This window comes from Glycocaulis abyssi, assembly GCF_041429775.1.
Lineage (GTDB): Bacteria > Pseudomonadota > Alphaproteobacteria > Caulobacterales > Maricaulaceae > Glycocaulis > Glycocaulis abyssi.
In genome coordinates this window covers 1,389,102-1,408,218 of the sequence record NZ_CP163421.1, presented here as the reverse complement: position 1 = coordinate 1,408,218, position 19,117 = coordinate 1,389,102, and the positions used below count along the sequence as shown (strand labels likewise).

Below are 19,117 nucleotides of genomic sequence, written 5' to 3'. Positions count from 1 at the left end.
GACATGCGTATTCTCATTATGGAAGACGACAAGCAGGTGGCCGCCTTCATGGGGCGGGGCCTGCGTGAGGCGGGGCATGTCTGCGACGCGGCCCATGACGGCGAGGACGGGCTGGAGATGGCCCGCAACAGCCAGTACGACGTGCTGGTCGTTGACCGGATGATGCCGCGCCGCGACGGGCTGTCCGTGATCGAGACCCTGCGCGCCGAAGGCATGGCCACCCCGATCCTCATCCTCTCCGCGCTGGGCGAGGTGGATGACCGGGTGGACGGGCTGAAATCGGGTGCTGACGACTATCTGGTGAAGCCCTACGCCTTTGCCGAGCTTCTGGCCCGCGTGGAGGTGCTGGCGCGGCGGCGTGATCCGGGTTCTGTCCAGACCCAGCTTTCGGTCGGTGATCTGGAAATGGATCTGCTGGCGCGCACGGTCAGGCGCGGCGGGGAGGATGTCCTCCTGCAGCCGCGCGAGTTCCGCCTGCTGGAATTTCTCATGCGCCATGCCGGACAAGTGGTGACGCGCACCATGCTGCTGGAAAAGGTGTGGGACTATCATTTTGACCCCCAGACCAATGTGATCGACGTTCACATTTCCCGGCTTCGCTCCAAGATCGACAAGCCGTTCGGCTCGACCATGCTGCATACCGTTCGCGGTGCGGGTTACCGGCTGCAGGCGTGAGCGATACAGCGCCGATATCGCCGGTGCCGGCTGGCAGGTTCATCCTGCCAGCCTTCGCGCGCACGACGGCCTTCCGCCTGACCCTGTTGTCGGCGGCGCTGTTTGCGTTCTCCAGCTTCGTGATCCTGGCGCTGGTCTATGCCGCTACCGTGACGGCGGGTGTGCGCCGGGCGGATAACGCCGTCGCCCAGGAAAGCATTGCCATTGAGGCGCGTTTCCGGGCCGAAGGCGTCGCCGCTGCCAACCGCTATATTGTCCAGAGTTCGGTGGCTGGCGGGGAGTTTCTCTATCTCCTGAACCAGCCCTCCGGCCGCCGCCTGTCCGGCAATATCTCCAACCTGCCATCCACCCCGCCCGACGCGCAGGGGCGGGTGCGTTTCACCTATGAGCGCGCGCCGCCGGGCGGGCAGACGGCAGCAGAGCCCAGCCGCGCCGCGCGCGGCCTTATCAGTACGCTTGAGGGCGGATACACGCTCTTCGTCGGCATCGATGTGGAGGACGAGGCCCGCTTCGTCACCTACATTCTCAACGCTGTGCTCATCGCGTCCGGGCTGGCGGTGGCGATGGGCATCGTGTCCGGCGCGGTGGTCAGCCGGCGCTTCTCGCGTCGCCTCGATGACATCAATGCCGCTGCGCGTGAGGTGATGGCCGGACGGCTGCAAACCCGCGCGCCACGCAATTTCTCCGGCGATGAGCTGGATGATCTGGCATCCAACTTCAACGACATGCTGGACCGGGTAGAGCACCTCATGCAGCGCATGCGATCGGCGGGCGATTCCATTGCCCACGATTTGCGCCTGCCGCTGACGCGTATGCGCGGGCGGCTGGAAGCAGCTCTGGTGGAGGCGGGAGATATCGCAGACCGTGAGGCCGCGCTGGCGCAGGCCATCTCCGATTCCGACGAACTGCTCAAAACCTTCAATGCCGTGCTGTCGCTCTCACGCCTTCAGACCGGTGAGCGCCGCCGCGCGCTCGAAGTGCTCGACCCGGCGGAGATTATCGCGGACGTCGCCGAGCTTTATGAGCCGGTATGCGAGGAAACCGGCCATGATTTCGCGCTGGATGCCAGTGCGGGCCTGACCATTCTGGCAGACCGCGAGCTGGTGGCGCAGGCGGTGGCCAACCTTCTGGACAATGCCATCAAGTACACGCCGGCCGGCGGCGCCATCATGTTGCGCCTGCGGGCCACATCCAGAGGCGCAGTGGAGATTTCCGTGACCGATACCGGCCCCGGCATTCCGCCAGACGAACGGCCGCGCGTGCTGGAACGCTTCGTGCGCCTTGAAGCCAGCCGCAATCTGCCCGGCGTCGGCCTTGGCCTGTCGCTGGTCCAGGCCATCGCGGAGGTGCACGGTGCCGAGCTGAAACTCGATGACGGCCCCGGTTCGTCCAGCGGTGAGGGAACAGGGCTGCGCATCGCCTTGCTGTTTCCCGCCCATCGCGCGTGACGCGCTTGCCTTGAAGGTCAGACGCGGGCCAGTTTGCGTCCCATGACCGCCCCTGTCTCCCAACGCATCACTACAGCGCTTCCTGTCCGGGATGCTGACACGGCCCGGCAGCGGCGCGCCAGTATTCCGGCGGCTGCGCTGTCCGCCTGGCCGCCGGAATTTCTCGATGCGGTGATGTCGGCCTCGGCCTATCTGGCCCGGCTGATGGAGCGGCGCGCCGCCACCTTGCAGGCGCTGGCCACAGACAGCCCTGAAGCCGTATGCGAGGCGGTTATTGCCAGCGCGCGCTCGGCGGGCGCTTGCGACACCGAAGCCGACGTTATGCGCACCTTGCGCGAGGCCAAGATGGACATCCATCTGGCGACGGCGCTGGCCGATCTGTCCGGCGCATGGCCGCTGGAGCAGACTACCGCCACCATCTCCGCTTTTGCCGATGCCGCCCTGCAGGGCGCGCTGGGCTTTGCGGCGCGGGAGATGGGGCTGGCGGACGATGATGGCGCGATGCACGGCTATAGCGTGCTGGCGCTCGGCAAGCTCGGCACGCAGAGCCTCAACTATTCCTCCGATATTGATCTGGTGGTGGTGTGGGAGGCGGAGCGCTTCCAAGCGCCAGGCGGCAAGGAGCCGCAAAAGCTGGCCACGCGCCTCACCCAGCGCCTAGTGCGCCTGATGAGCGAAATGACGCCTCAGGGCTATGTGTTCCGCACCGATCTGCGCCTGCGCCCCGACCCGTCCTCCACGCCGCTGGCGGTCAATGGCGACATGGCGCGTCACTATTTCGAGGCGGTCGGCCAGAACTGGGAACGGGCCGCCTATGCCAAGGCGCGCGCGGTGGCCGGTGATATCGAGGCTGGCAACGCCTTCATCGCCGATCTGGAGCCCTTCATCTGGCGGCGCACGCTTGATTTCGCGGCCGTGGAGGACATCCGCGCACTGGCCAAGCAGATACAGGCCGTTGGCAATCGCGCAGAGCTCAACGTTGCCGGACATGACGTAAAGCTGGGCCTGGGCGGTATACGCGAGGTGGAATTTTACGCCCAGGTGCTGCAGCTGGTCTTTGGCGGGCGAAAGCCGCAATTGCGCGTGGCAGGCACGCTGTCAGCCCTCAATGCCTTGCGCGAGGCAGAGCTGATTGAGGCCGATACGGCGCGCGTGCTGGCCGAGAGCTACACCTTCCTGCGCCATGTCGAGCACCGCATCCAGATGCTTGATGACGAGCAGACCCAGACGCTTCCGCAGAAGGATGCTGACCGGGCGCGCGTTGCCGCCCTTGCCGGCTATGCCGAGCTCGACGCGTTTGACGCGCGCGTAGCGGAGACCTTGCGCGCCGTTCACAACGCCTTCACCGAGCAGTTCGAGGAGGGCGAGAGCCTCGCCACCCATGAGGGCAGCCTGGTACTGACCGGGGTGGAGCCGACGCCTGACACGCTCGAAACACTCTCCCGGCTGGGCTTTTCCGATCCGGTGCGTATCTGGCACCAGCTTTCGGGCTGGGCGGCGGGCCGGGCGCGGGCCGCGCGCACAGAGCGGGCCCGCAGGCTGTTCTCCCGTCTGGCACCGCGTCTGGTGGAAGCCATCGGCGCGACCGGTGATGCCGATGCCGCCTTTGCCCGGTTTGCGGCCTTCTTTGAGGGCCTGCCTTCGGGCGTGCAGCCGTTATCGCTCCTGACCGCGCACCCGGCGCTGGCCGACGAGCTGATCGCCATTCTGGGGCTGGCACCCAGCCTCGCCGACGAGATCGGCAAGCGCCCGGCGCTTCTGGACGTCATGCTGGAGCCGGCCTTCGCTGCGCCATTGTCCGAGACCGGTCCAGCCAGCCAGGAAGTGCTCACCGAGCGTCTGGCGCGCGGGGAAACCTTCGAGGATGCCATGAACACCGCGCGCCGCTTCGTGCGCGAGGAGCGCCTGCGCATCGGCGCGCAGCTTCTGCGTGGCCGGGCAGGGGCCAGCGACGCGGCCAACGCCTATTCCATCCTCGCCCGCCATAGCGTGATGGCCATGTCCGGAGCTGCCGAGCGCGAGATGGAGCGCCGCCACGGGGCCGCGCCCGGACGGTGGCATGTGCTGGGCATGGGCAAGCTGGGCGGCGGGGAGTTGTCTGCCGATTCCGACCTCGATCTGATCGTGGTGTATGAGCCGCAGGCCGAGCAGTCCGACGGTGCCCAGCCGCTCGAAGCGCCGGTCTGGTTTACGCGCTTCACCCAGCGCCTTGTGTCAGCGCTCTCTGCGCCGACCGAGGAAGGGGCGCTTTATCCGGTTGATCTGGCCTTGCGCCCATCCGGCTCTGCCGGGCCTGTAGCGGTCTCGCTGCAGCGCTTTGAAACCTATTACCGCGAGGAGGCCTGGGTGTGGGAGCGCATGGCGATGACGCGCGCGAGCCTTGTCGCATCGAATGGTGACAATGGTGCCATCGCCCGCGCCATCGCCGATGGGGTCAATGGGCATACGCTGAGTGAGGAAGAGGTGTGCAAGGCCGCCAGCGACATGCGCGCCCGGCTGGAGCGCGACAAGCCCGCGGCCTCATCATGGGATCTCAAGCTGCGCCAGGGCGGTCTCATGGATATCGAGTTCGTGGCGCAGGCAGGACTGGTGGCAGGGCGTCTGGGCTGCGAGCCGTCCACGCGCAAGGCGCTGGAGAGGCTGGGCGGCACGCACTGGCTGGAGGCGGCGGACGCTCACACCCTGCTGGAGGCCCATGCGCTCTATGAGGCGGTGACGCAGCTGACCCGGCTGGCCCATGGCAGCGGATTTGATCCGCAAGATGCCAGCGAACCCTTCGCCCGGCGCCTCGCCCAGGCGGCAGGCTGTGCCAATCTCGAGGCGTTAAAGGCGCGGGTGGAGGCGCTTGCTGACCAGACAAGAGCCATATTTATCAAGGTGGTAGAAAAAAGAGCATCGACGCGCGACGGATAGGGCGCGCTTACTTCGTTTGAGAGGGTGCAGAGGGACAACTGCTCACCGAAGCAATCGGAGTTACGACGCAATGAAAACCTCCCTGAAATTTGCCGCAGCTGCTCTGGCGCTCGGCTTTACGTCTGTGCCGGTCATGTCTGTCAGCGCTGTTGCTGCTGAGGCGGCCGTGCAGGAATCCGCCGCTGGCGAACGCGGTGAACGCCGCGGCCATCGCTGGGGCCATCGCGGCACGCGCGGCAACCCGGAAGCCTTTGCCGAGCGTCTTGCCAGCATCGATGCTGACGGCGATGGCGTCATCACCCGCGCCGAGTTTCTGGCCCATCACAACACCATGTTCGACCGGATGGACGCCAATGATGACGGCGTCATCAACGCGGCTGACCGTGAGCTGATGCGTGAACGCTGGGCTGAACGCCGTGCAGAGCGTGGCGCTGAAGGTGGCGAGCGCCGCCGTCAATGGGGCCAACGTGGCGGCGAACGCCGTGAGCGCGCCGACCGCGAGATCACCCGCGCTGAATTCGAGGCGCGCGGCAATGCCATGTTTGACCGCTGGGCCGGTGAAGGTAATGATTCCGTCACCGTCGCCGCTGTGCAGGAACGCATGGCGGAAATGCGCGCTCAGCGCGGCGAACGCGGCGAACGCGGTGAACGCCGCCAGCGCCGCAGCCGCGACTAGTACGACTGAAGGCAGCGTTGTCAGGGAGGCGTCCATCCGGCCGGTTCTGCAGGTCATTACCGGCTCTGGAAGGCGCGCCGCCCCTGACGGCGACGCCGCCCTGGCGCGCGCGCTCGGCCGGGGTGACAGTGCGGCCATGCAGGCATTCATTGCCCGCACCCTGCCCAAGATCACCGGCGCTGCCTGGCGGTTGCTGGGTGATCGCAGCGAAGCCGAAGACGTGGCCCAGGAGACCTATTTGCGGGTCTGGCGCAATGCAGACCGGTGGAAGCCCGGCACAGCCCGGTTTGATAGCTGGGTAATGAGAATTGCGGTCAATCTTTGTTATGACCGCCTGAGAAAACGCCGCGAGACCAGCCTGCCCGAAAACTATGACCGGGCAGATGGCGGAGCGGATGCAGACAGCATGCTGGCAGGCAAGGACAGTCAGGACGCCGTGCGCGCCGCTGTCGCCAACCTTCCCGAACGCCAGCGCCTTGCGCTTGAACTTTGCCATTTTCAGGAGCTGGGCAATATCGAGGCGGCAGAGATAATGGAGGTCAGTGTGGAAGCGATGGAATCCCTGCTGTCACGAGCGCGGCGCAGCCTGCGCGAGCAGCTGGCAGACAACGCAACCGACCTCATAAACACGCTGGCTCATGGCCGTGGCGATCAAAGCCGGGGGGACCCGATATGATGGACCAGACACGATTTTCCGCGCTTCTCTCCGCCTATGGGGCGGACCCGAAACGCTGGCCGCAGGCAGAGCGTCCCGGCGCGCTGGCCTTCATGGAAAACAATAGTGAGACGGCCACCAGGCTGATGGCAGAGGCCGGCGAGCTGGACGGACTGCTGGAAGCGGCGCGGGCAGAACCGCCCTCTGCCGGTCTGGCAGGGCGCATACTCGCCGCCGGGCAAGCGCAGGCGCGCTTTGCGCCTGAATGGGCGCGGCTGGCAGCTGTGCTCGCGCTCAGCGCCGGGCTGGGGCTTGGCTGGGGCGGTGCAAGCCTTGGCGGTGCCAGTCAGAGCGATGCGGCCTATGCGATGGCATTTTCCAGCTTTGCCGACCCGGCCTATGAAGAGCTGGTCGACTTCATCGAGAATGAGGTGCGCTGATGAGCTGGTTTGAGGGACGGCGTTTCTGGATTGCGCTTCTTGTCGTGTCGCTGGGCGCCAATGGCGTGCTGGCGGGCATACTCGCCCAGCGCGCGCTGGCGCCCGCCAGCACTGTCCAGGAAACGGGCCGGCATCTGGTTGGCAGCGGCGGCTTCAACCCGCGCGCTTTCATTGCCGCCCTGCCCGAAGAGCGCCGAGATGCGGCGCGCCGCGAGCTGCGCGAGGGCCTGCGCGAGCTGCGCCCCCTGTTTGGCGAGATGATTGACCGGCGGCGCGAGATGAACGCGCTGCTGCGCGCCGATGAATTTGACGAAGCCGCGCTGCTGGCTCTTACCGCCGATATCCGTGCCATCCGCGCCCGGCTGGATGCAGCCGGCGAAGAGGTGCTCCTGAGCATTGTGTCTGATCTTGAGCCGGAGGTCCGCCGTGCCGCTCTGGAGGCGGCCTATGCGCCGCGCGGCCGGGGTATGAGGCGCGGTGGTGAAAGGCGGGATGGGGAACGCCGCCGTCATCATCAGGTTGAAGGTTCCGAATAGATTATTCTGCGGCCTCGGTGACCGCATCGGGTTCGCCACTTCCGCTGCCATTACTGCCCGGCTGTTGCCGGGGAATGGTGAAGGAGATGGTGGTGCCTTTGCCCAGCACCGAGTCGATGCGCAGCTCGCCGCCATGCAGCTCGACCAGCGATTTTGACAGGGCCAGACCCAGTCCTGAGCCCTGATAGCTCTTGGAGTGCTGGTTCTCGATCTGCTCGAACGGGCGGCCGAGGCGCGGCAGGTCTTCTTCGGCAATGCCGATACCTGTGTCGGCAACCTGCAGGACGATGCCGTCAGCGGCTTCAAACCCGCGCACGATGACGCGCCCGCCTTCGGGCGTGAATTTCACCGCGTTCGACATCAGGTTCAGCAATATCTGCTTGAGCGCGCGCGGATCGGCCTCCACCTCCGGCAGATCGCCGCATTCAGCGCGCACCTGCAGGCTCTTCTCCTGCGCACGCGCGCCAATCAGACGCACGCACTGCTCGATCACGGCTGCCGGATCGAGCGGCTCGGTCTGCAGGTTCATCTTGCCCGCCTCGATCTTCGACATGTCGAGGATGTCGTTGATGAGCGAGAGCAATAGCCCCCCGGAATTGTGGATATCGCCCGCGTATTCGATATAGCGGTCATGGCCGAGCGGGCCGAAAATCTGCTTCTGCATCATCTCGCTGAACCCGATAATGGCGTTCAGCGGCGTGCGCAGCTCATGGCTCATATTGGCCAGGAATTCGGATTTGGACCGGTTGGCTTCCTCGGCGCGCAGCTTCTCCTCATGGTGGCTCTTGGCCAGCTCCCTGATCTGCTGGGACGAGGCTTCAAGCTCGTTATAGGACTGGCGCAGCCTTTCCTGATTGTCGCGCAGCTCGCCCTGCTGCTGCTTGAGCAGCGTGATGTCAGCGCCGACGCTGACCAGGCCGCCATCGGCTGTCTGGCGTTCCGAATAGTGCAGCCAGCGCCCGTCGGTCAGCTCCATCTGGTAGGATTCGCCATCATTTTCGCTGGTGTGCACACCGGCTATCGAGCCGGACGCCGCAGCCTCGACGGCCTCGTACGCCATGCCCGGGCGCAGCGAGCCTTCAGGCAGGTTGAAGAAGTCGCGGAATTTGCGGTTCCACAGAACCAGGCGGCGGCGCGAATCCCACAAGGCAAAGCTTTCCGTCATGGACTCCAGCGCTGCCCGCAGGCGGGTTTCGGCGGCGAGCACGCGCTTTTGCGCGCCTTTGCGCTCGGTGACATCGATCGCCACACCGACCAGACGCCGTCCCGGACCCGCCCCTTCGCTCGCCAGTGGCCGGCCGCGCATCTGCACCCAGACGGCCAGGTTTTGCGCGCGAACCTCCAGATCCACTTCCTCCGCTCTGGATGCGGCGCGAATGGCGGTGCGCAGGCGTGACCGGTCCTCATTTGACAGCAATTGCAGGAAGTCGGCCCCGGACATGCTGGCCGCATCGTCCAGCCCCAGCATGCGGGCAAAGGAGTCGGTGATGAAAACCGCGTCGGTTTCCAGATCCCAGTCCCAGACCCCGCAGCGCGCGCCCTCGATGGCCAGCCGGAAGCGGCGTTCAGAATCGTGCAGGCGCGCTTCGGCCTTCTTCAGCGCGCCGGTCTGCATCAGCAGCACGACGTAAAACGCGATGGCCGTGAATAGCGGCCCGAAGAACAGCAGGGCGTGGAAAATCAGCGTCATGTTCCACGCGGCCGCGTCCAGCCCCGCCGGTCCGATGGAATAGACATAGAGGGGCGCATCGCGCAGCCGGGCGACGCCCAGCACCTGTTCGGCCTCGCCAAGGCGCGCGCCGGTCAGCGCGCCGCCACCGGCATCGGCCAGCGCCCTCGCGTCCCGGCTCTGCAGTCCGAAGCGCTCGGCAGCCAGCGGCGCGCCAGTAATCGGCGCTTCGGGGTAAAGCGCGAGCGTGCGCCCCACACTGTCGGTCAGCACCGCGATGCGGGCCGCACCATCAGCGCTGACAAGCTCTGACGGGGTGGCAAATGCCAGCAGGGTGCCGACGCTCTGGTCGGGCAGGGGAACCGGCGCAGCCAGCACGACATGAGCCGTTTCGCCCGCAATGCCGGCAACCCATTGCGGGCTGCCAAGGGCGGCATCGGCGGCGGTGGCCAGATCGGAGGGCTGGCTGCCTGCCGTCAGCGGCTCGGCACCGGGCAGCCAGAGCGCGGCGCCCGATACATGGGAGGAGCTGGTGACCGCCTCCACGATGGCCTGCTGGTCGATGCCGGTATCAGCCTGCGACAGGCTGGTGGCTGCGAAACTGAGCGTGCCGCGTATTTCCGACAGCCGCCCTGACACGCTCTCGGCGATGAAGGCGGCGCTGCGGGCCTGACGGTTTTCCGCCTCGGCCTGCGCCGAGCTCCACTCCATCTGCAGCTTGGCCCAGATGACGGTGCCGAAAACGCCTGCGAAAACGATGAGGAAAATCAGGACAAGACGGGACAGGCGTGCGCGCCCGGAGGCTGGCCCGTCCATGGCCGGCCGTCCGTGCGGACGCCGTGCGTCGGTATTGCGCGCTGTCCGGGCTCGAATCATCGCTCCCAGAATAGGGTTGCAGGCCGGTAAACGTCCAGCGCCTCTAAGGTATTATTCGGCGGCCTGGCTGGCCGCGCTTCCGGCCTCGCCCGGCTTCGCCCGGACCGTGCGCACAGTCTCCGACATCTGGCGGGCAAGCCCCACCAGTTCGGGCCCGCATTCAGGATTGTCGGCGACGGCGCGCGCCATCGCTTCGGCCAGTGCCAGAAGGCGCGGGGCCTGCGCGATCAGGCGCGCTTGGGCCTCGATGCGGTGCGGGTCGCGGTCATACTCGGCGCCCGGCGTGCGCCAGCCGCCCCAGTTCTGCTGGTCGGTAACAACCACCGGATAGGTGCCGGGGAAGGGGTGGTGGGCGCACTCTTCGGGCGTCTGCCACTTATTGGCCGCGCGCAATATGCGCCAGTTACTGCCGGTGCTCTCGCCGCCACTGTCTTCAACCGCCAGCTCATGTGCCTGGAAGTCACGCCCCAGCCCGCAATCATAGAAGACCTTTACCGGCTCCTCCACATCGCGGACCCATTGCGGCTTGACCTTCTCCACCAGCGCCCATGTGCCGACCGGATGGACGAACACGCGCTGGTGCTTGTGAAAGACGGCCTTGGCCATGACAGGCTCCGCTGTTTCTCGCCGGACAGGCGAAATCGCAGGCACAATACACCGGCCGGTTTAGGGTGACGTTAAGGAGCATGGTTAACGCGCCGTTTGCACGGGCATGCAAACGGCGCGTCGGGAGCTCCCGGCTAGGACGGTTGTTTCGCCGCCTTCCTGCGTTTGCGGCGGATCAGAAGCCAGCGGATCAGGAAGACCGCCGGTATGAGGATGATGAGCCATGGCAGGATCATGGCGACAAACAGGATCACGGCTGCGACACCTTCCGACAGCGTGTCGGTAAAGTCTTCCAGGGCATGCATGATCGGATTGAAGCGCACCGGCGATGTCTGGCTGACAATGGGTTGGTAGTGCAGCGTCAGCCGTGAGGTTTCCACCCGTGTGCGCAGGGCTGCGATGACGCTGGCGCGGGCATCGATATCGGCCTGCACGCGGGCAAGCTCGCGTTCGACTGCCAGAATGTCGCTCATCGGACCGTCAGCCGTTTCCAGCAGTCCCTGCAGCCGGTCGCGCAGTGCCGTCTGGGCGGCCAGACGGGCTTCTCCGTCGACGATCTGGGTGGTGAGATCCTCTACCGAGGTGTTTTCGCTCTGGATATTGCCACCCGCCTCGCTGACCTCTCCGGCGAGACCTGCGCGAAAGCTTGCGATCCAGTCGGGCCGGGCGCGGATTTCCAGCGAGCCCGACGGGCGCTCGCCCTCGGGGTCATTGATGGTGGCGCTGATCACCCGGCAGACATTGCCACCGGCTGCGGCGCACGCGTCCTGATGGGCGGTGTGAACGTCCGCCAGCACACGCGCGGGAAGGCGCAGGCCGTAATTGTGCGAGTAGGCCAGCAGCGCGCCCTGCTCGGGCTCGGCGCTGCCGCCTCCGGCCTGACTGACGGCCGAGGGCGGGGGTGGCGCGGGAGGGGGCGGCGAAGCTGCCCGGCCCGCCACCGCGTAGTCAGCGCTCGTTTCGTAGGCCGGCAAGCCCCCGTCCCGGTACTCGGTCTCACCACTACATGCAGCCAGGAGAAGGCTGAGAGCGGCAATTACCGCAATCTTGTGCACAAACATAAGCTGAACTCCCCGGATTTCAGACGTTGAATAGTCCCGGGAAGAATGTGCATGTGTGATTGTGGCAAGCGCAAGACGGCCTTGCCCGGTTGACCTTGAATGTCAGACCAGTTCGCCGGTCAGTCTCTGCCTTTCCAGAGCCAGGGCGCCGCGAATAAGGATCACGGTCAGCACCACTGCGCCGATGCCGGCGAGCACTTCGCCGATCTCGATGGCCAGCATGGGCAGATGCAGGGTCATGCCCAGCGCCCAGATCACGGCGGCAACTGTGAGAAAGCCGGTCACGGAGATAAAGAGCGAGCCGGTCACAGCTGCGACGATGGCATACAGGGTAAGCCGCGCCGGTGACGCGGCGGTCTCGGTCGTCATGGGGAACTCCAAACAAAAGAACGCTCAAAAAATGGTGCGCGCGGGCCGCGCGGGTGTCCGCTGCGCAGCGATATATTTGGCGATGAACGTGCCGGCGGAAAAGAGGCAGTGTGCGCAAATGCCCCGGGCGAGGGAATCGGGTAGACGTTGAGGATTGATGCGGCTGCAGACAGGGCCGCGCGTCCCGGCAGGAAAGGTTGAAACAATGAGTGATGCACCGCTTGGCTCGAAGGCCAATCCCTCGCAGTTCGACTGCCTGCCGGATCTTGCCGACGACGAACCCTATTTCGTGATCCGGGCCCACGATCCGTTGTCCAACGCGCTGGTCGAGCTGCACGCCTATATCGGCGCCGGGCAGGCCGGTGCCGCTCATAACAAGCTTGCCGAAATCATGGCGCTGACATCGGAACGTCCGCCGCGTCCGTCGGGCTCGCCCAAGTATCGGGAAACGTTTGCTATTTCGGGATCGATGGAGCGCTGGCGGCGCGATAACGCCTGAATCATGTAAACGTCCGTTTAACCTTTCTTAACCGGCGCAACGGCGTCTGGAGAGGGGCAGAAACGCCAGCAGGAGCCTGACAGGATGACGGGCGCGGAAGTACTTGATGTCGGCCGTGAGGCGATCTGGACCATGCTCGCCATGGCTGCGCCGATCATGCTTGTAGGGCTGGCGGTTGGCATAATCATCGCGCTCTTCCAGGCGCTGACACAGGTGCAGGAGATGACGCTCGTCTTCGTGCCGAAAATATTCGCCATCTTTCTCGCGCTGGTGGTCTTCATGCCGCTGATGGGGGCTGTACTGGGCGCATTCATGACCAATATCGCGGACAGAATCGCGGCAGGCTGACCCTGCCATGGTCATCAGCTTCGATCTTCCCGCCATTGTCTTTGCTGCCGCGCTGGTGTTCGCCCGCATGGGCGCGATCCTCATGCTGCTGCCGGGTTTCGCCGAGCCTGGCATTCCCATCCGCATCAGGCTGTCGTTCGCGCTGGCGTTTTCCTTTGCCATTGGCCCTGTCGTCGCGCCCATGCTGCCTGCGCAGCCAGACACGCTTGGCAGGCTGGCGGGTTTCGTTGCTGGCGAGGTTGTCATCGGGCTGATGATCGGCGGGGTGGCGCGCATGTTGCTGGCGTCCGCATCGGTGGCAGGCCAGGTAATCGGCTATCAGAGCGGGCTTGCCATGGCGCAAGCGTTCGACCCGGCCCAGGGGCAGACCGGCGCCCTGCCTGCCACCTTCCTGAACCTGCTTTTCATCGTGCTGATCTTCACGACCAATCTGCATCACCTGCTGCTGCAGGCGGCGGCGGGCTCCTACATGGTGATGCCGGCAGGTCAGGTGCCGATGTGGGGCGATGCGGCGCAATGGGCCGTGGATATCTTCATCAGCGCCTTCAATATCGGCATCCAGCTGGCGGCGCCGTTAATCCTGTTCGGGCTCATCTTCTATCTGGGGCTCGGCGTACTGTCGAAAATGATGCCGCAAGTGCAGATATTTTTCGTCGCCATGCCGGTCAACATCCTGATCGGTTTCACGATCTTTGCGCTGGCGCTCGGCACGATGGCCATGGTCTGGCTGGAGCGTTTTGAAGCCTTCACCGCAACGCTGATGTGAGGGTCACATGGCAGAAGGTGAAGACAAGAGCGAAAAGACCGAGCCGCCAAGCCAGCGAAAGCTGGACAAGGCACGCGAGAAAGGTGATGTCCCCAAATCTCAGGAAATCCCGGCCTGGTTCATCCTGGCGGCAGGGCTTGGCGTGCTGGCCGCATTCGGACCGTCCATGGGCGCGGGGCTGACACGCGAGCTGTCGGTCTTCCTGTCGCAACCCCACGAATTGTCGCTAGACAATACCGGTGCGCTGACACTCACCATGGCGGCGGTGATGAAAGTGTTGCTGGTCATGGGGCTGGCTTTTGGCGCAATCATTGCCGCGGCGCTGGCCGGCCATTTCGTGCAGCACGGGCTGATCTTCACCACATCGAAGCTTGAGCCCAAGCTCAGCAAGCTGAACCCGGTGGAGGGCGTGAAGCGCATTCTCGGCCCGCAAGGCTGGGTGAACTTCCTGAAAGGCCTTGCCAAGATGACACTGGTGGCTATCGCCATCACCATCGTCCTATGGCCGCGCCAGTCTCTGCTGGCGGGCCTGCCAGCGGTGGCGCCGGGGCAATTGCTGGTCCTGTTCCGCGAGATCGCCATCCAGCTCATGTTGGCTGCGCTGGCTGTGTTCGCGATCATCGCGCTGGCCGATTACATCTTCCAGCGCCAGCAATTCTATGACCGCAACAAGATGAGCCGGCGCGAGATCCGGGACGAGTTCAAGGAGTCCGAGGGCGATCCCATGGTGCGCGCGCGCCTGCGCCAGATACGTCAGGAGCGGGCCCGGAAGCGGATGATGGCCGCTGTGCCGGACGCTGCGGTCGTAATTACAAACCCGACCCACTATGCCGTGGCGCTGAAATACGAGCAGGGCATAACGGCGGCGCCGGTTTGCGTGGCCAAGGGTGTGGAAGCGGTGGCGCTGAAAATCCGCGAGATCGCCGAGGAGCATGGCGTCCCTATCGTGGAGGATCCGCCGCTGGCGCGCGCCCTGCACGCCAGCGTGGATCTTGACGAGGTCATCCCGCCGGAACACTTCGCGGCGGTCGCCAAGGTGATCGGCTATGTGCTCTCGCTCAAAAAGCGGCGCTAGGCATAGCTCACCACCTCGTACTCGATCCCGTCCCAGTCCTCGAAATAGAAGCGCTGACCGGGCTCGTAATCGGCGTGTGCGTAGGGTTTGAGGCCCTGCGCCTTCACCCGGTTTTCGGCGGCGGCAAGGTCGCGCACCTCGACGCCCAGATGATTGAGGGGCCGGCTTTTCGCCCACACCTCCGCCTTTGCCGGCGGGCGTGGCGGGTAGAGCGCGACATAGCTGTGTTCCCCGCCGACATGCAGGCCGATGCGGCCGTCGGGTTCGAGGCCGCGCCAGCGTTCGCGCCAGCCAAAGACCGCTTGCAGCATGGCGCTAGTGCGTTCGGGGTCAGAGGCGGTGAGATTGATATGTTCCACACGGGCTTCGCTGGAACGGGCGGCAGGTGGCAGGCGGCGGTCTGCCAGTAAAAGCTGGTGCAGTGGACTCATGGAGCGATCCTTGTTTCTGCTGAAGTGCGCATAAAGCGGATCATCTGTGTGCAACCTCAACCAAGGTTGAGATCAAGCGAATCTGGATCCGGGAAGCAGCGCACCCGTTACCGCAGAAGTTTTCGTCAGGGCGCGGAAAACTGGTTAACCTGAATCGGTCAAACCAGAGGCCGAATCGCTTTTCCCCGCACGGAGTGCCGTGATGACTGACGCCCCCGCCCGTACCGACAAGGCCGCCAAGGCAAATCCGAAGGCCGAAAAAGCCCGGCGCGAGCCTGTTTCGGTGCGTGAGCAGTCGCTTCCCAAAGAGCGTCAGAGCCGGATCACGCTGCTGGCGCGTACGGTGTTCTGGATATCAGGCCTGCTGGCGCTGGGTGCGGCGGGCTTCTCGCTGATAGCCGCCTCCACGGCCGGCTGGCACGGATTTGTGCTGCTGTCGGGCATAGCCTTTGTGGCGTTCATCCTGATGTTTGCGCTGGCTGCCGGAGAGAGCGCTGCGCGTTCGCTTCGCATCGAACCGGCAGTGAGACCCAAAGCCGACGCGCTGGTCAGCGCCGCCATTGACGCGGCGGGCGAGCCGATACTCATCACCGATGCGCGCGGCCGCGCGGTCTGGGCGAATGGTGCCTACCGCAAGCTGGCAAAGACGGTGATGCCGCTGACGGCGGGCATTGCCCTGCCGGCGCCGGACCGTCTCTGGCCGGGCAGTTCGGGCGGGGCGCTCTATCGTCTGTCACGCGCAGCCGCATCAGGCGAGGCGGCGCGTGAAACCCTTACGGCGCTGGGCGAGTCCGGGGGCGGTGTGTACAGCGTATGTGTGGACCCCGTTCCCCAGGGCGGCGCCCTGTGGCGGTTTGCCGAAGTGCGGGCGGGCGACACGCTGGAAGCTGAAGCCGGCACGCCGGACTGGGCCGAACATGCGCCGGTGGGACTGTTCCTGGCCGATGGTGAGGGCCGTGTGCTGGCCGCAAATGCTACCTTGCGCGCCTGGCTTGACGTGCCGGAAGGGCAGGCATTGAAGGTGAAGGATTTCCTGGCCGGTGACATGGCCAAGGGCTTCCTGAAGACCCGTAGCGAGAAGGGCGTGGTGCGCCTTGATGCGCGCCTTCTCGCCCGGGAGGGTGTTGAAAGCCCGATCACGCTGGCGGTCGAATGGGATGAGGGGCGGCCTGCGCGGGCGCGCGCCGTGGTTTACGGGCTGACGGCTGCGGGCACGCCGCCTGGCGTCGCCCAGATGATCGCCCAGCACACGGGCGGGCGTACAGGCCGCACGTTCGACGACATGTTTGCCAGCGCGCCATTCGGCGTGGCCCGCCTGGACGGGGCAGACCCCACCAGCTCGATCATCGAGGATGCCAATCCGGCGCTGGTTCAGCTGTCGGGCGGGGCGGCCCTGCCGGGCGTGGCGTTTGAAGCCCTGTTCGACTGGAGCCATGGCGACAGCGCCGATGCCGCCTTTGCCACCGCCATGTCCGGGCGGAGCGAGCCGGTGGCCCTCAAGCTGAAATCTTCAGGCGGCGTGCGCGATGTGCACCTCTTCCTGTCGCCTGCGCGCTCCGGCAAGCGGGCCGCCTATGTGGTGGACATTACCGCGCTGCGCGAGCTGGAAGGCCAGTATGCACAGGCGCAGAAGCTGAAAGCCGTTGGCGAGCTGGTGGCGCGCGTCGCGCACGATTTCAACAATTTCCTGACCGCGATCCGGCTCAATACCGACAACCTCCTGCTGCGCCATCCGGTCGGCGACCCGACCTATCCTGATCTTCAGAACATTAATGGGGTGGTCGCGCAGGCTGCCGGGCGCATCAAGCACTTGCTTGCCTTCGCCCGCAAGCAGACCCTGCGCGTCGAAACGGTGGACCTGACCGAAACGCTGGCAGACACCGTGCATCTGGTGCGCCAGAGCGTGGAAGAATGGATGCGCGTGGAAGTGCGCCACGGCCGCGACGTGCCGCTGGTGCGCATCGACAAGGACGAGCTGGCAAACGCGCTGATGAACCTTGCCACCAATGCGCGCGATGCGATGGCCTCCAAAGGCCGGGGCACGCTGACCATATCTACCGAGGCGGTGGATGCCGCGGCGGTCCGGTCCGCCGGGGCACCCGACGCCAAGGAGGGCCCCTGGGCCGCAATCCACGTTACCGACGAAGGTTCGGGCATGGATGAGGATACGCTGGCCAAGATATTCGAGCCATTCTTCACGACGAAGGAGCCGGGCAAGGGCACAGGGCTTGGCCTCGCCACCGTGTATGGCATCGTAAAGCAATCTGGCGGTTTCCTGTTCGCGCGGTCAAAGCAGGGGGCGGGCACCACATTCTCGATCTACCTGCCCGGCCACACGCCAGATGCCGAGGAAATTGCCAAGACCGAGGCCCGCAAGGCCGAAGTGCCGGTTCAGCGCAAGCCTGCTGACCTCGCCGGACGCGGGCGCATCCTGCTGGTTGAGGATGAAGCGCCGGTACGCACCATCACCGCTGCGACCCTGAAAAAGCGTGGCTACGAGGTGGAACAGGCCGAGGATGGCGAGGAAGCGCTGGAAATTCTCGAAGAGCGTCCGGGCGAATTCGACCTGATCATATCTGATGTCGTGATGCCGGGGCTTGATGGCCCCGGACTTCTCAAGGCCGCTGCGGACCATCTCGGCAATGCCCGGGTGATCTTCATCTCCGGCTATGCCGAAGAACATTTCTCCCATACGCTCTCGGCCGATCTCGATATATCCTTCCTGCCCAAGCCCTTCAGCCTCGAGGCGCTGGCCCAGAGGGTGAAGGACGAGCTGGGGCGTTAAACAGGATAACCGGCGGCCGCACTGGGCCGCCAAAATGTTCCTCTTGTGTTCCGTGAACAAATCCGGTACAGATTCCCCCAACGCAGCGCAATTGCCGATCCGGGCGATGCGTGAAATAAGGGAACCGAACCGATGGCATCTTCCGCAATCCGACTGGTGAAAGACACCGATATGGACAAGTCCAAGGCTCTTGAAGCCGCACTCACGCAGATCGACCGGCAGTTCGGCAAGGGCTCCGTGATGAAGCTCGGCGCCCGCCCGAACCAGAATATCGAGGCGGTATCCACCGGCTCGCTGGGGCTGGACATCGCGTTGGGTGTGGGCGGCCTGCCCAAGGGGCGTATCGTGGAGATTTACGGGCCGGAGAGCTCCGGCAAAACCACGCTGGCGCTGCACTGCATTGCCGAGGCACAAAAGCGTGGCGGCGTGTGTGCGTTCGTTGACGCGGAACATGCGCTGGACCCGGTCTATGCCCGCAAGCTTGGCGTGGACGTGGGCGAGCTTCTGGTCTCCCAGCCCGATACCGGAGAGCAGTCACTGGAAATCACCGACACGCTGGTGCGCTCCGGTGCCATTGATGTGCTTGTGATCGACTCCGTTGCTGCCCTCACGCCGCGTGCCGAGCTGGAAGGCGATATGGGTGACAGCCTGCCGGGCCTGCAGGCGCGTCTGATGAGTCAGGCGCTGCGCAAGCTGACAGGGTCTATCTCGAAGTCCAATTGCCTCGTCATCTTCATCAACCAGATCCGCATGAAGATCGGTGTGATGTTCGGCAACCCGGAAACGACGACCGGCGGCAATGCCCTGAAATTCTACTCCTCGGTCCGTCTCGATATCCGCCGGATCGGCGCCATCAAGGATCGCGACGAGGTGATCGGTAACCAGACGCGCGTGAAAGTGGTCAAGAACAAGGTGGCACCGCCCTTCCGCGAGGTGGAGTTCGACATCCTCTATGGTGAAGGCATTTCGCGCATGGGCGAGGTGATTGATCTGGGCGTGAAAGCCGGGATCATCGAGAAGTCGGGTTCATGGTACTCGCACGACTCCGAGCGGATCGGTCAGGGCCGTGAGAATGCCCGCAAATTCCTGCTCGATAATCCCGAGATATCCGAAAAGATCGAGAACCAGATCCGCGCCAATGCGGGCCTTATCGCCGAGGAAATGCTCGTCGGTCCGGGCGAGGATGACGATCTGGACGATGCGGCGGAGGCGGCCGGATAGGTTTCACAGCAGTCCTGGACGCATTGCATTGCAGCGGGCGCTTGGCTAAGCCGGGCGCCCGTTCGTAT

At 65.0% G+C, this 19,117-nt stretch carries 18 protein-coding genes; 13 read left to right on the top strand and 5 right to left on the bottom strand.

Annotated features, from left to right (window positions below):
• Positions 1-3 precede the first annotated feature (3 nt).
• From AB6B38_RS06835 to AB6B38_RS06805, 7 genes are all read left to right on the top strand, one after another.
• Entirely contained in the window at positions 4-675 is a 672-nt protein-coding gene (locus tag AB6B38_RS06835) for a response regulator transcription factor (protein WP_371395011.1), read from the top strand.
• Positions 672-2,123: an ATP-binding protein gene (locus AB6B38_RS06830; RefSeq protein WP_371395010.1), complete on the top strand. Its 1,452-nt coding sequence runs from the start codon at positions 672-674 to the stop codon at positions 2,121-2,123. Before AB6B38_RS06835 ends, AB6B38_RS06830 begins: the two co-directional genes overlap by 4 nt.
• Before the next feature lie 42 nt (positions 2,124-2,165).
• Positions 2,166-5,036 (top strand): bifunctional [glutamine synthetase] adenylyltransferase/[glutamine synthetase]-adenylyl-L-tyrosine phosphorylase, encoded by a 2,871-nt coding sequence (locus tag AB6B38_RS06825; RefSeq protein WP_371395009.1) that lies wholly within the window; start codon positions 2,166-2,168, stop codon positions 5,034-5,036.
• Between the two features lie 70 nt (positions 5,037-5,106).
• Positions 5,107-5,712 (top strand): hypothetical protein, encoded by a 606-nt coding sequence (locus tag AB6B38_RS06820; protein WP_371395008.1) that lies wholly within the window; start codon positions 5,107-5,109, stop codon positions 5,710-5,712.
• Positions 5,681-6,388: an RNA polymerase sigma factor gene (locus tag AB6B38_RS06815; RefSeq protein ID WP_371395007.1), complete on the top strand. Its 708-nt coding sequence runs from the start codon at positions 5,681-5,683 to the stop codon at positions 6,386-6,388. Before AB6B38_RS06820 ends, AB6B38_RS06815 begins: the two co-directional genes overlap by 32 nt.
• Positions 6,385-6,807, top strand: a complete 423-nt coding sequence (locus AB6B38_RS06810) for a hypothetical protein (RefSeq protein WP_371395006.1) — start codon at positions 6,385-6,387, stop codon at positions 6,805-6,807. The genes AB6B38_RS06815 and AB6B38_RS06810 overlap by 4 nt, the downstream gene beginning before the upstream one ends.
• Positions 6,807-7,343, top strand: a complete 537-nt coding sequence (locus tag AB6B38_RS06805; RefSeq protein WP_371395005.1) for a periplasmic heavy metal sensor — start codon at positions 6,807-6,809, stop codon at positions 7,341-7,343. Before AB6B38_RS06810 ends, AB6B38_RS06805 begins: the two co-directional genes overlap by 1 nt.
• 1 nt (position 7,344) lies before the next feature.
• On the opposite strand, the gene AB6B38_RS06800 is transcribed toward AB6B38_RS06805, so the two are convergent.
• The 4 genes from AB6B38_RS06800 to AB6B38_RS06785 all read right to left on the bottom strand — a co-directional run bounded on the left by AB6B38_RS06800 (position 7,345) and on the right by AB6B38_RS06785 (position 11,924).
• On the bottom strand, positions 7,345-9,828 hold the full coding sequence (locus AB6B38_RS06800; RefSeq protein ID WP_371395004.1) for an ATP-binding protein: 2,484 nt from the start codon (positions 9,826-9,828) through the stop codon (positions 7,345-7,347).
• 111 nt (positions 9,829-9,939) lie between these two features.
• A complete protein-coding gene (locus AB6B38_RS06795; RefSeq protein ID WP_371395003.1) occupies positions 9,940-10,494 on the bottom strand; it encodes a hypothetical protein in 555 nt (184 codons plus the stop codon).
• Positions 10,495-10,628: 134 nt separating this feature from the next.
• A complete protein-coding gene (locus tag AB6B38_RS06790) occupies positions 10,629-11,555 on the bottom strand; it encodes a DUF4349 domain-containing protein (protein WP_371395001.1) in 927 nt (308 codons plus the stop codon).
• 102 nt (positions 11,556-11,657) lie between these two features.
• Entirely contained in the window at positions 11,658-11,924 is a 267-nt protein-coding gene (locus tag AB6B38_RS06785) for a hypothetical protein (protein WP_217979006.1), read from the bottom strand.
• 205 nt (positions 11,925-12,129) lie between these two features.
• Here AB6B38_RS06785 and AB6B38_RS06780 point away from each other — a divergent pair, with 205 nt between their 5' ends.
• The 4 genes from AB6B38_RS06780 (at position 12,130) to flhB (ending at position 14,612) form a co-directional block, all read left to right on the top strand.
• Positions 12,130-12,423 carry an aspartate decarboxylase gene (locus AB6B38_RS06780; RefSeq protein ID WP_188451963.1) on the top strand — a complete coding sequence of 98 codons (294 nt, stop codon included), beginning with the start codon at positions 12,130-12,132 and terminating at the stop codon, positions 12,421-12,423.
• Positions 12,424-12,507: 84 nt separating this feature from the next.
• Positions 12,508-12,771 carry a flagellar biosynthesis protein FliQ gene (gene fliQ / locus AB6B38_RS06775; protein WP_188451964.1) on the top strand — a complete coding sequence of 88 codons (264 nt, stop codon included), beginning with the start codon at positions 12,508-12,510 and terminating at the stop codon, positions 12,769-12,771.
• A 7-nt stretch (positions 12,772-12,778) separates the two neighbouring features.
• Positions 12,779-13,537 (top strand): flagellar biosynthetic protein FliR, encoded by a 759-nt coding sequence (gene fliR, locus AB6B38_RS06770; RefSeq protein WP_371395000.1) that lies wholly within the window; start codon positions 12,779-12,781, stop codon positions 13,535-13,537.
• 7 nt (positions 13,538-13,544) lie between these two features.
• Entirely contained in the window at positions 13,545-14,612 is a 1,068-nt protein-coding gene (gene flhB / locus AB6B38_RS06765) for a flagellar biosynthesis protein FlhB (RefSeq protein ID WP_217979004.1), read from the top strand.
• Here the strand turns inward: flhB and AB6B38_RS06760 are convergent.
• Positions 14,609-15,043 (bottom strand): VOC family protein, encoded by a 435-nt coding sequence (locus tag AB6B38_RS06760; RefSeq protein ID WP_371394999.1) that lies wholly within the window; start codon positions 15,041-15,043, stop codon positions 14,609-14,611. The genes flhB and AB6B38_RS06760 overlap by 4 nt on opposite strands.
• A gap of 202 nt (positions 15,044-15,245) precedes the next feature.
• On the opposite strand from AB6B38_RS06760, the gene AB6B38_RS06755 reads away from it, so the two are divergent.
• Together AB6B38_RS06755 and recA are read left to right on the top strand one after the other, a co-directional pair.
• A complete protein-coding gene (locus AB6B38_RS06755) occupies positions 15,246-17,828 on the top strand; it encodes a response regulator (protein ID WP_371394998.1) in 2,583 nt (860 codons plus the stop codon).
• A gap of 132 nt (positions 17,829-17,960) precedes the next feature.
• Positions 17,961-19,049, top strand: coding sequence for a recombinase RecA (gene recA, locus AB6B38_RS06750; protein WP_217979002.1), 1,089 nt, complete (start codon positions 17,961-17,963; stop codon positions 19,047-19,049).
• Positions 19,050-19,117: the final 68 nt, after the last annotated feature.

What these genes read in the sequence shown, in the direction of transcription:
- AB6B38_RS06795 (WP_371395003.1), bottom strand. Translation starts at nt 10,494, where the DNA reads ATGGCCAAGGCCGTCTTTCACAAGCACCAGCGCGTGTTCGTCCATCCG.
- flhB (WP_217979004.1), top strand. Translation starts at nt 13,545, where the DNA reads ATGGCAGAAGGTGAAGACAAGAGCGAAAAGACCGAGCCGCCAAGCCAG.
- AB6B38_RS06785 (WP_217979006.1), bottom strand. Translation starts at nt 11,924, where the DNA reads ATGACGACCGAGACCGCCGCGTCACCGGCGCGGCTTACCCTGTATGCC.
- AB6B38_RS06825 (WP_371395009.1), top strand. Translation starts at nt 2,166, where the DNA reads ATGACCGCCCCTGTCTCCCAACGCATCACTACAGCGCTTCCTGTCCGG.
- AB6B38_RS06805 (WP_371395005.1), top strand. Translation starts at nt 6,807, where the DNA reads ATGAGCTGGTTTGAGGGACGGCGTTTCTGGATTGCGCTTCTTGTCGTG.
- AB6B38_RS06780 (WP_188451963.1), top strand. Translation starts at nt 12,130, where the DNA reads ATGAGTGATGCACCGCTTGGCTCGAAGGCCAATCCCTCGCAGTTCGAC.
- AB6B38_RS06790 (WP_371395001.1), bottom strand. Translation starts at nt 11,555, where the DNA reads ATGTTTGTGCACAAGATTGCGGTAATTGCCGCTCTCAGCCTTCTCCTG.
- AB6B38_RS06835 (WP_371395011.1), top strand. Translation starts at nt 4, where the DNA reads ATGCGTATTCTCATTATGGAAGACGACAAGCAGGTGGCCGCCTTCATG.
- fliR (WP_371395000.1), top strand. Translation starts at nt 12,779, where the DNA reads ATGGTCATCAGCTTCGATCTTCCCGCCATTGTCTTTGCTGCCGCGCTG.
- AB6B38_RS06760 (WP_371394999.1), bottom strand. Translation starts at nt 15,043, where the DNA reads ATGAGTCCACTGCACCAGCTTTTACTGGCAGACCGCCGCCTGCCACCT.
- AB6B38_RS06755 (WP_371394998.1), top strand. Translation starts at nt 15,246, where the DNA reads ATGACTGACGCCCCCGCCCGTACCGACAAGGCCGCCAAGGCAAATCCG.
- fliQ (WP_188451964.1), top strand. Translation starts at nt 12,508, where the DNA reads ATGACGGGCGCGGAAGTACTTGATGTCGGCCGTGAGGCGATCTGGACC.
- recA (WP_217979002.1), top strand. Translation starts at nt 17,961, where the DNA reads ATGGCATCTTCCGCAATCCGACTGGTGAAAGACACCGATATGGACAAG.
- AB6B38_RS06820 (WP_371395008.1), top strand. Translation starts at nt 5,107, where the DNA reads ATGAAAACCTCCCTGAAATTTGCCGCAGCTGCTCTGGCGCTCGGCTTT.
- AB6B38_RS06800 (WP_371395004.1), bottom strand. Translation starts at nt 9,828, where the DNA reads ATGGACGGGCCAGCCTCCGGGCGCGCACGCCTGTCCCGTCTTGTCCTG.
- AB6B38_RS06810 (WP_371395006.1), top strand. Translation starts at nt 6,385, where the DNA reads ATGATGGACCAGACACGATTTTCCGCGCTTCTCTCCGCCTATGGGGCG.